Annotated in this window: 12 protein-coding genes; 6 read left to right on the top strand and 6 right to left on the bottom strand. The window is 60.8% G+C overall.

All coding sequences use genetic code 11. The features are described 5' to 3' along the window. Nucleotides 1-19 precede the first annotated feature (19 nt). The gene (locus tag D7D26_RS00200) at nucleotides 20-2008 is read left to right on the top strand and encodes a TRAP transporter permease (protein ID WP_078016175.1); all 1989 of its coding nucleotides are present in this window, start codon (nucleotides 20-22) and stop codon (nucleotides 2006-2008) included. A 360-nt stretch (nucleotides 2009-2368) separates the two neighbouring features. After that, the gene (locus D7D26_RS00195; protein WP_120371558.1) at nucleotides 2369-3904 is read left to right on the top strand and encodes a hypothetical protein; all 1536 of its coding nucleotides are present in this window, start codon (nucleotides 2369-2371) and stop codon (nucleotides 3902-3904) included. Nucleotides 3905-3996: 92 nt separating this feature from the next. Here D7D26_RS00195 and pepT read toward each other — a convergent pair whose 3' ends face one another. The 6 genes from pepT to D7D26_RS00165 form a co-directional block, all read right to left on the bottom strand. Beyond that, nucleotides 3997-5232 carry a peptidase T gene (gene pepT, locus D7D26_RS00190; protein ID WP_120371557.1) on the bottom strand — a complete coding sequence of 412 codons (1236 nt, stop codon included), beginning with the start codon at nucleotides 5230-5232 and terminating at the stop codon, nucleotides 3997-3999. Nucleotides 5233-5357: 125 nt separating this feature from the next. Continuing rightward, entirely contained in the window at nucleotides 5358-6341 is a 984-nt protein-coding gene (locus D7D26_RS00185; RefSeq protein ID WP_078016178.1) for an ABC transporter ATP-binding protein, read from the bottom strand. Nucleotides 6342-6356: 15 nt separating this feature from the next. Then, entirely contained in the window at nucleotides 6357-7346 is a 990-nt protein-coding gene (locus D7D26_RS00180) for an ABC transporter ATP-binding protein (RefSeq protein WP_078016179.1), read from the bottom strand. A 13-nt stretch (nucleotides 7347-7359) separates the two neighbouring features. Further along, complete coding sequence (locus D7D26_RS00175) at nucleotides 7360-8238, bottom strand: ABC transporter permease (RefSeq protein ID WP_078016180.1); 879 nt, start codon at nucleotides 8236-8238, stop codon at nucleotides 7360-7362. Between the two features lie 13 nt (nucleotides 8239-8251). Next, nucleotides 8252-9184: an ABC transporter permease gene (locus D7D26_RS00170; protein ID WP_078016181.1), complete on the bottom strand. Its 933-nt coding sequence runs from the start codon at nucleotides 9182-9184 to the stop codon at nucleotides 8252-8254. A gap of 183 nt (nucleotides 9185-9367) precedes the next feature. Continuing rightward, nucleotides 9368-10888: an ABC transporter substrate-binding protein gene (locus tag D7D26_RS00165; protein WP_158606202.1), complete on the bottom strand. Its 1521-nt coding sequence runs from the start codon at nucleotides 10886-10888 to the stop codon at nucleotides 9368-9370. An 822-nt stretch (nucleotides 10889-11710) separates the two neighbouring features. Between D7D26_RS00165 and D7D26_RS00160 the strand changes: the two genes are divergently transcribed. The 4 genes from D7D26_RS00160 (at nucleotide 11711) to D7D26_RS00145 (ending at nucleotide 15592) form a co-directional block, all read left to right on the top strand. Further along, complete coding sequence (locus tag D7D26_RS00160) at nucleotides 11711-12358, top strand: TrkA C-terminal domain-containing protein (protein ID WP_158606201.1); 648 nt, start codon at nucleotides 11711-11713, stop codon at nucleotides 12356-12358. A gap of 149 nt (nucleotides 12359-12507) precedes the next feature. Next, nucleotides 12508-13485 (top strand): ABC transporter substrate-binding protein, encoded by a 978-nt coding sequence (locus D7D26_RS00155; protein ID WP_120371555.1) that lies wholly within the window; start codon nucleotides 12508-12510, stop codon nucleotides 13483-13485. 36 nt (nucleotides 13486-13521) lie between these two features. Beyond that, nucleotides 13522-14424, top strand: coding sequence for an ABC transporter permease (locus tag D7D26_RS00150; RefSeq protein WP_120371554.1), 903 nt, complete (start codon nucleotides 13522-13524; stop codon nucleotides 14422-14424). After that, nucleotides 14405-15592 carry a quaternary amine ABC transporter ATP-binding protein gene (locus D7D26_RS00145; protein ID WP_078016186.1) on the top strand — a complete coding sequence of 396 codons (1188 nt, stop codon included), beginning with the start codon at nucleotides 14405-14407 and terminating at the stop codon, nucleotides 15590-15592. Before D7D26_RS00150 ends, D7D26_RS00145 begins: the two co-directional genes overlap by 20 nt. The last annotated feature ends 134 nt before the right edge of the window (nucleotides 15593-15726 follow it).

The following is a 15726-nucleotide window of genomic DNA, read 5'->3' as shown; positions in this document are numbered from 1 at the left end:
TATAAGGGGGTATGGGAATATGGATGAAATGAAGAAAGAGTCAGGCGCGACGGAGCTGCCGCAAGAGAAAAAGCAGCTGAATGCCGACACGGTGGCCGGCGACCAGAGCGCAGTCCAGGAGAATCTCGAAAAGTACGATACGGAATCGCGGTACCGTCGCCCGGATGGTTTCTGGGGCAAGGCGATCAAGCTCATCTGCATCGTTTTTTCTCTGTTCCAGTTCTATACGGCCGGTTTCGGCGTGCTGCCGGCGCAGATTCAGCGTCCTCTGCACGTGTTCTTCACGTTCGTGCTGATTTTCCTGCTGTATCCTTCGTTCGCGTCGTTCTCCAGAAAGACGATGCATTGGCTCGACGTGGTGCTGGCCGTTCTTGCCGGTTCGACGATGATCTACCTTGTCGTCAATTACGAGGCGATCCTGTACCGCGGCGGACTGCCCACGACGTTCGACCTGATCTTCGGCGCTCTGGCGATCCTGTTCACGTTCGAAGCGGCGCGCCGCATCGTCGGGCTGCCGATCGTGCTTGTCGCCCTGGTCTTCGTGCTCTACGCCCATTTCGGCAAGATCATGCCCGGCTTCCTCGCTCACCGCGGTTTCAGCTGGACGCGTATCGTCAACCACATGTACCTGACCACTGAAGGGATTCTTGGCTCGCCCGTCGGCGTTTCTTCGACCTTCGTCTTCATGTTCATCCTGTTTGGCGCTTTCCTGAACAAGACCGGGCTGGGCAAGTTCTTCATCGATCTGGCCCTTGCCGCGGCCGGGCATCAGGCCGGCGGCCCGGCCAAAGTGGCCGTCATCTCGTCGGCGTTCTTCGGCACCATTTCCGGCAGTTCCGTGGCCAACACGGTGACGACGGGAACGTTCACGATCCCGCTGATGAAGAGCATCGGTTACCTGCCGCACTTTGCCGGCGCCGTCGAAGCGGCGTCGTCCACGGGCGGCCAGCTGATGCCCCCGATCATGGGGGCGGCGGCTTTTATCATGTCCGACTTCATCGGCGTGCCCTACATCACGATCGCCATTGCCGCCGTGCTTCCCGCCCTGCTCTATTACATGGCCGTGTTCATCATGATCCACATGGAAGCCAAGCGCCTCGGCCTGCGGGGGCTGCCCAAAGAGCAGCTGCCCAACACGAAGAAGATCTTCCTGGCCGGCGGGCACCTGCTCATCCCGCTGTTCGTCATCGTTTACATGCTGATCAAAGGCTATACGCCGCTGAAGGCCGCGTTCTACAGCATCCTCTGGACGGTGGCCGTGGCCATGTGCCGCAAGAACACGCGCATGAAGCTGAGCGACATCATCGCCGCTTTCGACGAAGGCGCCCGCAGCGCTCTCGGCGTCGCCGCGGCCTGCGCCTGCGCCGGCCTCGTGATCGGCTCCGTGACGCTGACCGGCATCGGCCTGAAGCTTGCCAACGGCATCGTTTCGCTGGCGGGCGGGCATTTGTTCTTCACGCTGGTGCTGACCATGATCACGTCGATCCTGCTCGGCATGGGGCTGCCCACGACCGCCAAGTACATCGTGCTGGCTTCGATGGCCGCGCCCGCCATTCAGAAGTTCGGCGTGCCCGTGCTGGCGGCGCATATGTTCATCTTCTACTACGGCATCATCGCCGACCTGACGCCGCCGGTCGCGCTGGCGGCCTACGCCGGCGCCGGTATCGCCGGAGCCAACCCGATGCGCACCGGTTTTACCGCCCTGCGTCTGGCCGTGGCCGGATTTTTGATTCCCTATTTCTTCGTTTACAGCCCCGAACTGCTGATGATCAACGCCTCTGTCGCCAACACGACCGTGCCGGTCGTGACGGCGATCCTCGGCACCGTGCTGCTGTCCTTCGCGGCGGCGGGCTACTGGCTGCGCAATCTGAACCTGTTCGAGCGCGCCGTGATCTTCGCCGCTTCGCTGCTGCTGATCCAGCCTGGCTGGATGACCGACGTGATCGGCGCCGGCGTCGGCGTGGCGATGTATCTGCTTCAAAAGATGACGCTGAAAAACAGGGCGTGACGCTTGCGCCCAATCCGGACCGGCTGCTGGGCAGCCGGTCCGGATTTTCTGTCGGGGGCGACGCAGAAATTTCATCCTATCGGGTGATGCGAGCGTCTCGTTCCATGGTAGGATAGGGATGGATGCGGCGTTCCGTGAAGGCCGCCGGCCGATGAGCGGCGCGCGGATGGCACGCCGGGGGCCGTGCGAAGGGAAAGGCACGAAGAATATCCCGCTTTAGATAGTATTTTATTTAATATTATGCATTGAGGAAAGAGTTTCGGAATGATAAGATTCAAACCGGTAGTGCGCCTTTCGTAAGAGGGGCTGATGTGGTTCTTGCCGCAGGGCGAGACGAATATTTGAAAGGTGGAATGTCTTATGAAGAAATTCCGTTCCGTTCTGGCCGCTTCGGCGGCGTTGGCGCTCCTGGTGTCTTCCGCGTTCGCTGCTCCCCGGCCGGGCGATCTGACGACCGGTCTGGTTGGCGGCGGCGACTGGGCCGCGTTCGGACTGCGCGACGCGCAGGCGCTGCTGAACAAACCGGCGGATTCTCTGCTGATGCGCGCCATGAAAATGCTGCCCGCCGAGCAGGTGAAGAACTACGCCGACAAGGCCGGCAGCTTCGACGTGCGCATCGCTCTGAAGTCGAGCCTCGACGAGGTCGATAAGCTGGCTCTGGCGATGGAGATGAAAGCGCCCCTGACCGCCGAGGATTTTGCGGCTGCCGGCAATTTCAAGGCCCCCGAGTTCACGGTGACCGCTCCCGAAGGCACGACCGTCACGCCGCTGGGCACGGTTGACTCCGAGGACGGCTCCATCGGCCTGATTTATTTGGCGACGCTGGAGCGCGACGGCGCCAAGTACCTGATCGGCGCGAGCGGCGACCCCGCCAACCTGGCCGTGATGGCCGGCGCTCCCGAGAACAGCGCCGTGGTGATGGCCCGCACGCCCGCCAACGTTTGGGCGCAGATGCAGATCTCGGCGGAGACGCTGGCCAAGATGGACGCGCCGCTGCCGCAGCCGCTCAGCCTCGAACTGGGGCTTGACGACACGGCGACGTCCGTGAAGGCGATGCTGTGGAGCAACCTTGTGGACGAGATCGGCGCCCTGATCGGCAAGGATCTGCGCGCCGTGCTCAACGGCGGCGCCGCGGCCAAGGCCCCGTTCGTCTACGGCTCTTCGCCGCTGGCCGCTCTCGTGAACCTGTCCGCTTCCTTCCTGCCGGAGAACTTCAAGCTCGCCGACCTGATCGCCGACGCGGACATGCTCAAGGAAGCCGAGTCAGAAATCAATGGAGCCATTGGCGCCGTCGGCCTTGAGTGGGCGGACGTCGTCAAGATCCTGCGCGGCAACGTCACGCTCGGCGTGGCCGGCAAGCTGGCCGCACCCATGGTGGGCGAAATCCCCGGCCTGTACCTGCACGTTTCCGACATCGACGCCGCCAAGGCGGCCGCGCTTGCCAACATGCTCGCCGAGCAGGGCAAGATGGTGGCCGGCGAACCGGCCGCCTACGACGCGGACGGCTGGAAGGGCTTCGCGTTCGCCGCGCCCGTCTCGGTCCTCGTCGCCGGCGGCGAGAAGGGCCTGCTGATCGCCGGCATGAACGCCGATCAGTTCGGCCAGGCCGCGGAAGCGGCTTCCGGCCTTGCGGCGGCGCTCGAGCCCCGCAACGTGGCGCTCGGCTTCGACGTCAAAGTCCTGCAGCCCGTGCTGAAGAAGCTGTTCGCCGACTTCGGCGACAGCGTCATGCCGGCGCTGGGCGGCGACGACGCGAAGGGCATCGTCTCCATGGTATTGGACAACATGGGCATGGTCGACGCGGTCAACCTGGTCAACGCCGACGCCGACACGCTCGTGCTCGAAGTGACGCCCAACGCCGAAATGGTGGGCGCGATCCTACCCGCGGCGCAGTAAAAACGTTCTTTCCGCACGTTTCAAGAAGCGAAAAACAAACGAACCGCCCCGCTGAAATTTCAGCGGGGCGGTTCGTTTGTTGGGCGCGCCGTTTATTTGACCTGTTTGCCTTCGGCGTACAGCTGGACGATGTTGAGGATGACCTTGACGCATTTTTCCATGGCGCCGACCACGGCGTATTCGTACTTGCCGTGGCAGTTGTAGCCGCCGATGAAGAGATTGGGCGTGAGCAGGCCGCGGAAGGAGAGCTGCGAGCCGTCGGTGCCGCCGCGGGCGGCGATGATCTTCGGCGTGACGCCGGCCATCTCGTAGGCTTTCAGCGCGGTGTTGACGATGTCCATGCGCTTCTGCAGCGGCACGGCCATGTTGTAATACTGGTCGTGCATTTCCAGCTCGGCCAGTTCGCGGCCCCAGCGTTCGTTGAGCTGGCGCACGAGCAGCTGGAAATGTTCTTTGCGCGCCTCGAACTTGGCGGTGTCGTGGTCGCGGATGATGTAGGTCATCTCCGCCTCTTCCACGCCGCCTGCGATCCCGGTCATGTGGTAGTACCCTTCGTACAGCTCCGTGTGGGGCGGCGTCTCGGCGGGCGGCAGCGAGGCGGCGAACTCCATGGCCACCATGGCGGCGTTGATCATCTTGTTCTTGGCGGTGCCGGGATGGACGGCGACGCCCTTGATCTTCACGTGCGCCTGGGCGGCGTTGAACGTCTCGTAAGAGAAGGTCCCCGTGCCGCCGCCGTCGACGGTGTAGGCGAAGTCGGCGCCGTATTTTTCCAGATCCCAGAACTTGGCGCCGTGGCCGATCTCCTCGTCGGGGCAGAAACAGACCACGATTTTGCCGTGTTTGAATTCGGGATGCCGCACCATGTGCTCGACGGCGGTCATGATCTCGGCGACGCCGGCCTTGTCGTCGGCGCCGAGCAGCGTGGTGCCGTCGGTGACGATCAGCGTCTCGCCCTTGTGGTCGCTCAGCTCGGGAAAAACTTTCGGCGACAGCACCACGTTCTCGGCGGCGTTGAGCACGACGTCGCCGCCGTCGTAGTTCTCGACGAGGCGGGGTTTGACGTTTTTGCCGGTCACTTCGAGGGCCGTGTCGATGTGGGCGCAAAAGCCGATGGCGGGCGCGCCCTCGCAGTTGGCGGGCAGAGTGGCGCAAACGTAAGCGTTCTCGGTGACCGTCACGTCGCTGAGGCCGAGGCCGCGCAGCTCTTCGCCGAGGACTTTGGCGAGATCGTGCTGGCAGGGCGTGCTGGGCACGCAATTCTGCCCTTCGGCCGACTGCGTGTCGATTTTGACGTAGCGGATAAAGCGATCAACCAGTGAAGACATGAAAGATCCTCCTTCGAAAAAGCAATGGGAAATTGTTGGCGCGAAACTATTCTACCGCAAAAAAATAAAAACGGCGTCATCAAAAAAGGGCCTGTGGCGCACACAGACCCTTTTTTGGAGCGATATTAACGGGCGTACTGGAGCTTGCCGGTGAAATGGCAGGCCACGAAATGGTTCGGCTCGTACTCGTTCAGCTCGGGCGACTGCTGGCGGCAGACGTCCTGGGCGAAACGGCAGCGGCCGGCGAAGCGGCAGCCCTGGGGCGGGTTGACGGGGCTGGGCACGTCGCCTTCGAGGATGATGCGGTTGCGTTTCTGTCCCACCTTGGGGATGGGAATGGCCGACAGCAGCGCCTGCGTATAGGGATGCAGGGGATTCTTGAAGGTGGTCTTGTAGTCCGTCAGCTCCACGATCTTGCCCAGATACATGACGGCGATGCGGTCGGAGAGGTGCTTGACGACGCTGAGATTGTGGGAGATGAACACGTAGGTGTAGTTGTTCTCCTTCTGCAGCTGGTTGAGAAGATTGAGCACCTGAGCCTGGATGCACACGTCGAGGGCGGAAACGGGTTCGTCGAGGACGATGAACTCGGGATCGAGCGCCAGCGAGCGGGCGATGCCGATGCGCTGGCGGCGGCCGCCGTCCAGTTCGTGAGGGTAGGCGCCGATCAGGCGGCGGGCCAGGCCGACCGTGTCCATCAGCTTGGTGATGCGGTCGTTCATTTCTTTGCGGCTGGAGCAGATCTTGTTGACGATCAGCGGTTCGGCGATCAGTTCGGAAACGGAAAGGCGGGGGTTCAGGCAGGAGTAGGGATCCTGGAAAACGATCTGGACCTTTTTACGCATTTCTTTCATTTCGCCCTTGCTCAGGCCGACGATGTCGCGTCCCCAGAACTTCACTTCGCCGGAAGTCGGTTCCAGCAGGCGGATCATGGCGCGGCCGAGCGTGGACTTGCCGCAGCCGGATTCGCCGACCAATCCCAGCGTCTCGCCGCGGTTGACGAAGAAAGAAACGTCGTCGACCGCATGGAGCAGACCGCGCGGCGTGTTGAAGTACTTCTTCAGGTGGTTGACAACTACCATGGGCTGGTTGTTCAGCTGTTCAGTCATAGTCATCGGCCTCCTTTAGTCGTTCTTCAGCGCCGCCGTGCGCACGGGGCAGGCGACGAAATGTCCGGGCGCCACTTCGGCCATTTCCGGCGCGCTCTTGGAGCAGTTTTCCGTCGCGTAGGGGCAGCGGGGATGGAAGCAGCAGCCCGAAGGCAGGTTGGTGGGATCGGGCATCAGGCCGTGGATGACCTTCAACTCCTCCTGCTCCGACTCGAGGTCGGGCAGCGAGTTGAACAGCCCTTCCGTGTAGGGATGCAGGCGGTGGTTGTAGATCATCTCGGTCGTGCCGTACTCGACGACGCGACCGGCGTACATGATGGCCACCTTGTCGCACATCTCGGCGACGATGCCCAGGTCGTGGGTGATCATGATCATGGCAGTCTTGAACTTTTCCTTGAGCTCGTGCATCAGCTCGAGCACCTGAGCCTGGATCGTCACGTCCAGAGCCGTGGTCGGCTCGTCGGCGATCAGCAGCGTCGGGTCGCAGGCCAGCGCGATGGCGATGACGACGCGCTGCTTCATGCCGCCCGAAAATTGGTGCGGGAAGGCGACGCCGCGCTCGCGGGGGATGCCGACCAGTTCGAGCATGTCGCCGGCGCGTTTGAGCGCGTCGGCCTTGGTGCCCTTCTGGTGCAGCTCCACCATCTCGGCGATCTGTTCGACGACGGGAACGACGGGATCCAGCGAGGTCATGGGATCCTGGAAGATCATCGCGATCTTGCCGCCGCGGATGGCGCGCATCTGGCTTTCGGGCTTGCTCAGCAGGCTCTCGCCTTCGAAGAGGATGTCGCCGGAAACGATCTTGGCGGGCGGCATGGGCAGCAGGCGCATGATGCCCAGCGCGGTGGTCGTCTTGCCGGCGCCCGTTTCGCCGACGAAGCCCAGCGTCTCGCCGGGCGCCAGTTCGAGGTTCAGCCCTTCGACGGCGTGGACGCGGCCGCTCTCGGTGACGTAGTGGATGGTCAGATCCTTGATCTCGAGGAGCAAATCTTTGTTTTCGGACATGGCAGGCTCCTCCTTAGCGCTTCAGCTTGGGATCCAGGGCGTCGCGAAGACCGTCGCCGAGGAAGTTCAGGGCCAGAATCGTGAGCATGATGGCCAGGCCGGGATAGAGCGTCAGATGCGGGAAGTCGCGGATGTACTGACGCCCGCCGGAGAGCATGGCGCCCCATTCGGGATTGGGCGGCTGGATGCCCAGCCCGATGAACGACAGCCCGGCCGCGTTGAGGATCGCCGAGGCGACGCCCAGCGTGGACTGCACGATGATCGGGGCCATGCTGTTGGGAATGATGTGGCGCAGAATGATGCGCAGATCGGAAGAGCCGACGGCGCGGGCCGCTTCGACGTACTCCATGCCGCGGATCGAGAGCACCGAGCCGCGCACGATGCGCGCGTAGTTGGGAACGGCGGAAATGCCGACGGCGATCATCATGTTGAACAAACCCGGCCCGAGCGCCGCGGCGATGGCGATGGCCAGCAGCGTCTGCGGAACGGCCAGCAGCACGTCCATGACGCGCATGATCACGTTGTCGAGCGTGCCGCCGTAAAAGCCGGCGAACGCGCCGAGCAGGCCGCCAACGACCAGCGAAATGCCGACGGCGATGAAACCGACCTGCAGCGACACGCGCGCGCCGAAAATCAGGCGGCTGAGAATGTCGCGCCCAAACTCGTCGGTGCCGAGCAGATGCTTGGCCGACGGCAGGTCGAACGTGTGCATCAGGTCCTGCTTGGAGAAGGAGAACGGCGCCAGCTGATTTGCGAAAATGGCGCAGATGACCAGCAGAATGATAAAACCCAGCCCGAACATGGCCAGAGGACTTTTGCTCAGGCGATGCAAGACTTCGGCGATGCCGCGGCGCTGTTTTTTGACGGGAGCGTCGATAACTTTTTCAGTCATGAGATGACCTCCTCTATCGTTTGTACTGCGCCTTGATGCGCGGATCGATGAAGGCGTACAGAATGTCAACCAGCAGGTTGACGACGCTGAACGCCGCCGAGACGCACAACACGGCTCCCTGCACCATGGGATAATCGCGGGCCATGATGGACGTGAGCATGACGCGCCCGACGCCGGGGATGGCGAAAATCGATTCCGTCAGCAGAGCGCCCGACAGCAAGTGTCCGAACTGGAGCCCGCAGAGCGTGACCACGGGGATCAGCGCGTTATGCAGCGCGTGCCCCCAGATGACGACGCGTTCGGTCTGCCCTTTGGCGCGCACCGTGCGGATGTAGTCGGCGCGGATGACCTCGAGCATGGAGGAACGGGTCATGCGCGTGATCATTGAGATGGACTGAGCGGACAGCGCGACCGAAGGCAGGATCATCGCCTTGAACGTGGAAAAACCCGACGACGGCAGCCAGCGCAGACGCACCGAGAAGAACAGGATCAGCAGCAGCCCCAGCCAGAACACGGGCATGGACAAACCGATCATGGCGAAGATCATGGTGACGGTATCGAAAAGCGAGTATTGCTTGATGGCGGAAACGATGCCACATGGGATGCCGATGAGGACCGCTATGAATATGGCGAAGCCGGCCAGCTTCAACGTAGCCGGAAACGCCGCCAGCAGCTCCTTCATGACGGGCGTTCTGGAAGCGTAGGAGCGTCCGAGATCTCCCTTGACGACGATCTTGTATAAATATGTGCCGAAGCGGATCCAGAAGGGATCGTTCAGGCCTTCCCGTTCGCGGAACTCTTGAATGGCAGTCTCCGTGGCCTGGTCGCCGAGCACCATCTTGGCCGGGTCCCCCGGCGTCAGATAGAGCAGCAGGAAGACGCAGAACGCCACGCCGACCAGTACGGGAATGAGCAGGATAATCCGGCGGAGAATGTATCGAAGCATGGTTTTACCTTCTTTTCGTCGAATTTTGACCGTTGGGTTCACGGTGTGAGAATAAAGACAGATTAGCTATGAATTGGACTCTCAAACCGATACAGAACGCCAAAGAAAAAAGCAGGGGAACAGGAAATTCCCCTGCTTGCGCGCGTGCCTGAGTTTTTTCCTCAAGCCGGCAGGCGCTGCGGATTAGTCCTCGAAGTAGACGGTGCGGAAGTTGTAGGTGTCGTTCGCGCCGACTTCAAAGCCCTTGACATACTTCTGAGTGCCGACGCAGTTGTCGTCGCTGTGAAGATAAACCTGGGGGCACTGATCAAGGAGGATTTCCTGAGCTTCCTTGTAAACGGCGGCGCGCTCGGGACCGTCGAGGGTCTTGCGTCCCTTGTCCATGGCGGCGTCGAAAGCGGCGTTGCTGAAGAAGGTATAGTTGGAGCCGGCGTTCGTCTCAAGCAGACCGCTCATGGCGAAGTTGGGATCGGGAACGCTGGTGGACCAGCCGAGGATGAACATGTCATGGTTCTTTTCCTGCAGGCCGTTGAGATACGCGCCCCACTCGAGGACCTTGATCTCGGTCTTCATGCCGACTTCGGCCAGCATGCCCTGAATGATCTGGGCCATGTCCTGACGTTCTTTGCGCTCGTTCGTCCAGATCTGGTAGGTCTTGTTCAGATCGATGCCCGATTCGGCGAGCAGCTTCTTGGCAAGCTCCTGATCCTGCACGTGCTCGGGCTGATCGTTGGCGATGCTGTAAGGCAGAGCCGCGGGCACAATGGCGCGGGGCACGGAGCCGTTCTTGCCGAGCTTCTCATAGACGACCTTGTGCATGCCGATGCTGTCGATGGCGGCGTTGACGGCGCGGCGGACGACTACGTTATCGAAGGGAGCCTTGACGGTGTCGAAACCAAGGTAAGTGACGTTGACGGCGGGAACCTGCTGCAGAACCAGTTCGGGGTTATCCTTGACGCGGTTCAGGTCGTTGACGGCGATGGGGAAGGCGATATCGACGCCCTTGGTCTCGAGCTCGATGGTGCGGTTGTTGGCTTCGGGGATGGAACGGACTTCGAGATACTGGTACTTGGGAGCTTCGCCCCAGAAACCGTCGAAGCGCTCAAGCTCATACTTGTCGTTCTTCTGCCAGCTCAGGAATTTGAAGGGGCCGGTGCCGACGGGCGGCGCGGCCAAGGTGCCATAGTTGTCGCCAGCGGCTTCGACGGCCTTCTTGTTGAGGATCGAGGCCCAGCTGTGGGTCAGGGAATTGAAGAACGAGGAGTTGGGGGCTTTCAGTTCGATGACGAAGGAGTAGTCGTCGAGGACCTTGACATCCTTGACGTCCTGGGAATAGCTGCGGATCTTGGCGCCTTTGTCGGTGGTGGCGCGCATCAGCGTGAAAGCGACGTCCTCTGCCTTCAGCTCTTCGCCGTTGTGGAACTTGACGCCCTTGCGGAGCACGAACTTGATCTCGGTGGGCGAGACGAACTCCCAGCTCTCGGCGAGACCGGGCGTGACAACGTTCTGATTGTCGCGGAAAATCAGCGTGTCGTACAGCTCGAAGCAGCAGCGCGAACTGGGAACGTCGTTGTGGCCGATAGGATCCATGCTGGTGACGTCGTACTGATCGGCGACGATCAGACGATCCTTGGCCGCGAAAGCGGTGCTGGCCGCCACACCGAGAACGAGGGCCGCGAGAGCCAGAATGGTGCTTTTCTTCATGTAATGCCATCTCCTTCGATAGGATAAGAGCACTGAAAGCCAAACTGCCGTCCCGTCTCCCGCCAGCGCCCGCCGGGGACGGGATGGCGACATCGCGTCGCCGCCGCGCGGTCTGTCCCGCAGACCGCTTTGTTTCTCGATCCGCTTTCCGTCTTGTTCGTGTCCAAAGAAACGATCGCCGACGGTGCTCTTCCGAATGTTATTTATTGTTAGGAAAGCACGGCGAAAGACAGAAAGTTTTCATGTGAATAATTATGCCTTATTCGGGGCTCGTCGTCAAGAAGATATAATTTTTAACTTGTCAAAGACAAGAAGTCAAAATTGCGCGAATGTTTTCAAAGAGACTTCCGACGCTTTGAACCTGCTTCTTCGATGAACTCTTTCCCGCTTCTGAGGCGTCGGCCGTCCATATTTACGGGAATGTATCTGTTTGTCTTAACTAATCAATGGATTGTTCAATAACTTTGTCAAGAGTCCGCTTCGAAATCATGCCGGGCAATGACCGATCGTCAATCGGAAAAGCAATCTCCCGTTTTTAAAGGCCGTCTCCGCGGATCGGAGCTGATCCTAATTCTTGTAACATGGTTTTCTGGGCGCTGCGGGGGAGTCCTGTGCGACAGGACTCCCCCGCAGCGCCCTTGCGTCCGGCTTTTTAATTAAGAAATAGTATGAAACGGTGAAGCCGTCGAGAGCCAGGGACGGCGCGTTCTCCAAGGGGATTTGACAGTCTGCCAACTTATAAATTAAAATGAGTTGTCACAATCTCTGAAAATTTTTCTCGAACGTATGGTCGAACAGAACTCGTCAGAAGAGGGGATTTCCATGAGGAAGGGGCAGGGGCAGTCCGTCTATTCCAAAATCGCCTTTGATCTCGCCGTCAAAATTGCCAGCGGCGAGCTCAGGGAAGGGACGAAGATCACCGGACGCTCGTTGATGGGGACGCAGTACAAGGCGTCTCCGGAAACGATCCGGCGCGCGCTCTGGCATCTGAACGACGTGGGGGCCATTTCGACGCAGGACAACGTCGGTTCGACGATTGTATCCCGAAGCCATGCCGTGGAATATGTCGAGCATCGCCAGCTCGACAACGATCTGCTCGCTCTCAGAGCGCGGCTTGACGCCATGATCGCGGCGCGGGACGAGCTTAATCGAGACATCGACGCCACCCTCGGGCAGATCCTTGAATTGAATCAGCGCTTTCGGGACAGCGACCGACTGCACATGTTCACGTTCAAGATCGGCGGAACTTTCCCCGCTCTGGGGGTCAGCATCCGCGATTTTCAGTTCCGGCAAAAAACCGGCGCCACGATCGTGGCGATCAGGCGGGACGATGAAACCATACTGTCGCCGGAGCCGTCGACGGAATTCAAGGTCAACGACATGCTGATCGTCGCGTGCGGGGTGCAGCATATCGATAAAGTCCGCGAACTCATGGAGGACGGCGTTCCCAAGGCCCGCTGCAAAAGTTGAAGGGCGACGGGACGAAGCCATTTTTTCGGAGAGTGACGCGCTTCTTCGCGAACTCCTGGGGCGCTGGGGAGGGGCCGCTTTCGGGGCGGTCTGTCTCCCGCCGCCATCGGCGCTCCGGGGGATCCGAAACCCATGAAAAGGAGGACATCATGAAAAAGACGACAAGATCGCTGCTGCTCTTGGCAATGCTCCTGCCGTGTGTGTCGGCGGGGTGCGCCGCCGGCGGCACTGCGACGGGGAAAGGGAAAACCGCTCTCACATTCGCCGACGTGGGCTGGGATTCCATCAAACTGAACAACGCGCTGGCCGGATTGATCGCGGAAAAAGTTTTCGGGTACACGTGGCAGGAAACGCCGGGTTCCACGCCGATCTCCCATGAGGCCCTGCTGAAGGGAGAAATCGACATTCACATGGAGGAATGGACCAGCAACATTCGGTCTTACGCTCCGGACCTGCAGGCCGGCCGTTTCACCGAACTGGGCGTGAACTTCGACGATAACCGCCAGGGCTTTTACATTCCCAGGTACGTGGCCGACCGCTGTCCCGATCTGAAGAGCGTAAAAGATCTGGCCCGTTATGCCGAACTGTTCCCCGACCCGGAGGATGCCTCGAAGGGCATCATTTACGGCGGCATCGTCGGCTGGGAGATCACGGAGATCATGAACAAAAAAATAGCGGCCTACGGGCTGGACAAGAGTTACAACTATTTCGCCAGCGGCAGCGACGCGGTGCTCAGCGCGGCGATGGTCTCCGCCTGGGACAAGAAGGCACCGATTGTGGCCTATTACTGGGAACCCACGTGGCTGCTGGGAAAATACGATTTCGTCCTTCTCGAAGACGAGCCGTACGACGCCGAACGCTATCACGAGGGATACGGCGCCTGCCCTTCGGTCACGGTGACGGTGGCGGTGAGCAATGACTTTGCCGCGTCGAATCCGGAATTCTGCGCGTTTCTTGCCAAATTCAAGATGAGTTCCGCGATGATCAGCGAAGCTTTAGCCTATATGAACACCACCAATGCCGGCTACGAAGAGGCCGCGGAGTGGCTGTTGACGAAGTCGCATCCCGAACTGCTGGATCGATGGCTCTCGCCCGAACAGGCGGCAAAGGTGAGGGCGGCTCTGTGACAGCGCCGCTTTGTGCGTTCCGAAAGGGGGTAGAGCATGGATTGGCTGTTCACATTCCCGGAATTCTTCAAACTGAACACGACAGCGATCGACACGACGGTGCGTTCTTTCGCCGTGAACGCCGAAACCTTTCTTGACCTGATCAAAGGCGGCCTCAACAGCTTCGTGAGCCTCGTCCTGCTGTGCCTGAGGCACGTGCCGTGGCCGCTCTTCCTGCTGCTGGTCGCGCTCCTGGTCTGGCGCACCCGCCGGAGTCTCCGCAGCGGCGTCCTGTACGCCGCGCTGGTCGCCGCCATCGGCTTCGCCGGACTGTGGCAGATGATGCTGGTGACGCTGTCCGTCGTGCTGGCCAGCGTGATGATCGCCCTTGTGATCGGCATTCCGATCGGGATCCTGATCTCCGGTTCCGATCTGGCGAATAAAATGCTCCGCCCCGTTTTGGACACCATGCAGACGATGCCGGTGTTCGTCTATCTGATCCCCGCGCTGCTGCTGTTCGGGACGGGCAACGCCTCGGGCGTGATCGCCACGGTCATTTACGCCGTCGTCCCGGTCATCCGCCTCACCAGTCTGGGGATCCGCCAGGTGGACAAAGAGGTGGTGGAAGCCGCCAGGGCCTTCGGCTCCACACGGTGGCAAACGCTGTTCAAGGTGCAGATCCCCCAGGCCAAACCGACGATCATGGCGGGCGTCAACCAGACTCTGATGATGGCCATGGCCATGGTGGTCACGACTTCGATGATCGGCGTGCGCGGGCTCGGCATGGAAGTCTTGAACGCCGTCAACCGGATCGAGATCGGGCGCGGGCTCGTGGCCGGAAGCTGCGTCGTCGTCCTGGCGATCGTGCTCGATCGGGTGACGCAGGGGATGAGCTCCGGAAAAGGTGCGGACAGTCCCAATGGAGACGGAGGACAGGCTCATGACAGCCCTTCGAAATGACGTGATCCTGAGGATGGAGCACGTGACCAAGCTCTATGGTCCGAACTGCGCGGAAGCGTCCAGGATGATGTCGGCGGGGGCCGACAAGGATACGGTTTACAAAAAAACGGGGTGCACCGTCGCTTTGTGGGATGTCGGCCTGGAGGTTTTCAGGGGAAGCATTTTCGTGATCATCGGCCTTTCGGGATCGGGAAAATCGACGGCGGTACGCTGTTTCAACAGACTGACGACGCCGACGAGCGGAAAGGTCCTCTTCGAGGGGCGCGATATTCAGTCGATGAGCCGCAGGGAGCTGCTGAACCTGCGCCGCGAAAAGATAGCGATGGTCTTTCAGTCGTTCGGGCTGATGAGCCACAGAGACGTCCTGGGAAACGTCACCTACGGCCTGGAGGTGAAAGGGCTCGGGCGCGAAGACCGTGAACGCCTCGCCAAAGCGAGCATTTCCATGGTGGGACTCGACGGCTGGGAACATCAGCCGTGCGAGCGGCTCTCCGGCGGGATGCGCCAGCGGGTCGGCATCGCCCGGGCGCTGGTCAGCGATCCCGAAGTGCTGCTGATGGACGAGCCGTTTTCCGCGCTGGATCCTCTGGTGCGCCGGGACATGCAGTTCGAACTGCTGCAGATCCAGCGGAAACTGAAAAAGACGATCGTCTTCATCACGCACGACATCGACGAAGCCTTCAAGATGGGGGACAGGGTCTGCATCATGAAGGACGGGAAAGTCGTTCAGATCGGCACGCCGGAACAGCTGAGCACGCAGCCTGCCGACGAGTACGTGCGGAACTTCGTCAACAGCGCGGACAAGACGAAAGTGGTGTCGGTGCGCAACATCATGATCACGCCGTCCAGCATCGTCCGCCTGGACAACAGCGTGGATTACGCCATCCATGAGATGCGGATGAACGGTTTGTCTTCCGTTTTCGTGATCGACCATGATCTGCGCCTGTCAGGGATCCTCTCGATCAGGGAGGCGATCGAGGCGCGCCGGCAGGGGCAGCCGATCGCTCAGGCGCTCTGCCGGAACGTGCAGACCGCGACGCCCGATACGCTGATCGCAGACGCCATCTCCCTCGCGGCGGAAGCGCCGTTCCCCATCGCCGTTGTCGACGAGGAGGGGGTTTTGCTCGGCATCGTCACCAAGGCCAGCATCCTTTCCTCTCTGATGTGAGCCGCTTTCCGGCGAAAACCCGGAGGCGCGGGCTGCGGACGGAGCCCTGCGGAGTCGCTCTGCGGAGAACGGGCGCGCTGCGGTCTTTCGGTATTCGCGAATCCGTTGAACGAGAAAAGGCTGCTTCCCTCCAT

Origin of the sequence: Pyramidobacter sp. CG50-2 (assembly GCF_003612005.1) — a bacterium.
GTDB lineage: Bacteria > Synergistota > Synergistia > Synergistales > Dethiosulfovibrionaceae > Pyramidobacter.
Note: the sequence above shows the minus strand (reverse complement) of the source record. Positions and strands in the feature narration are given on the sequence as shown.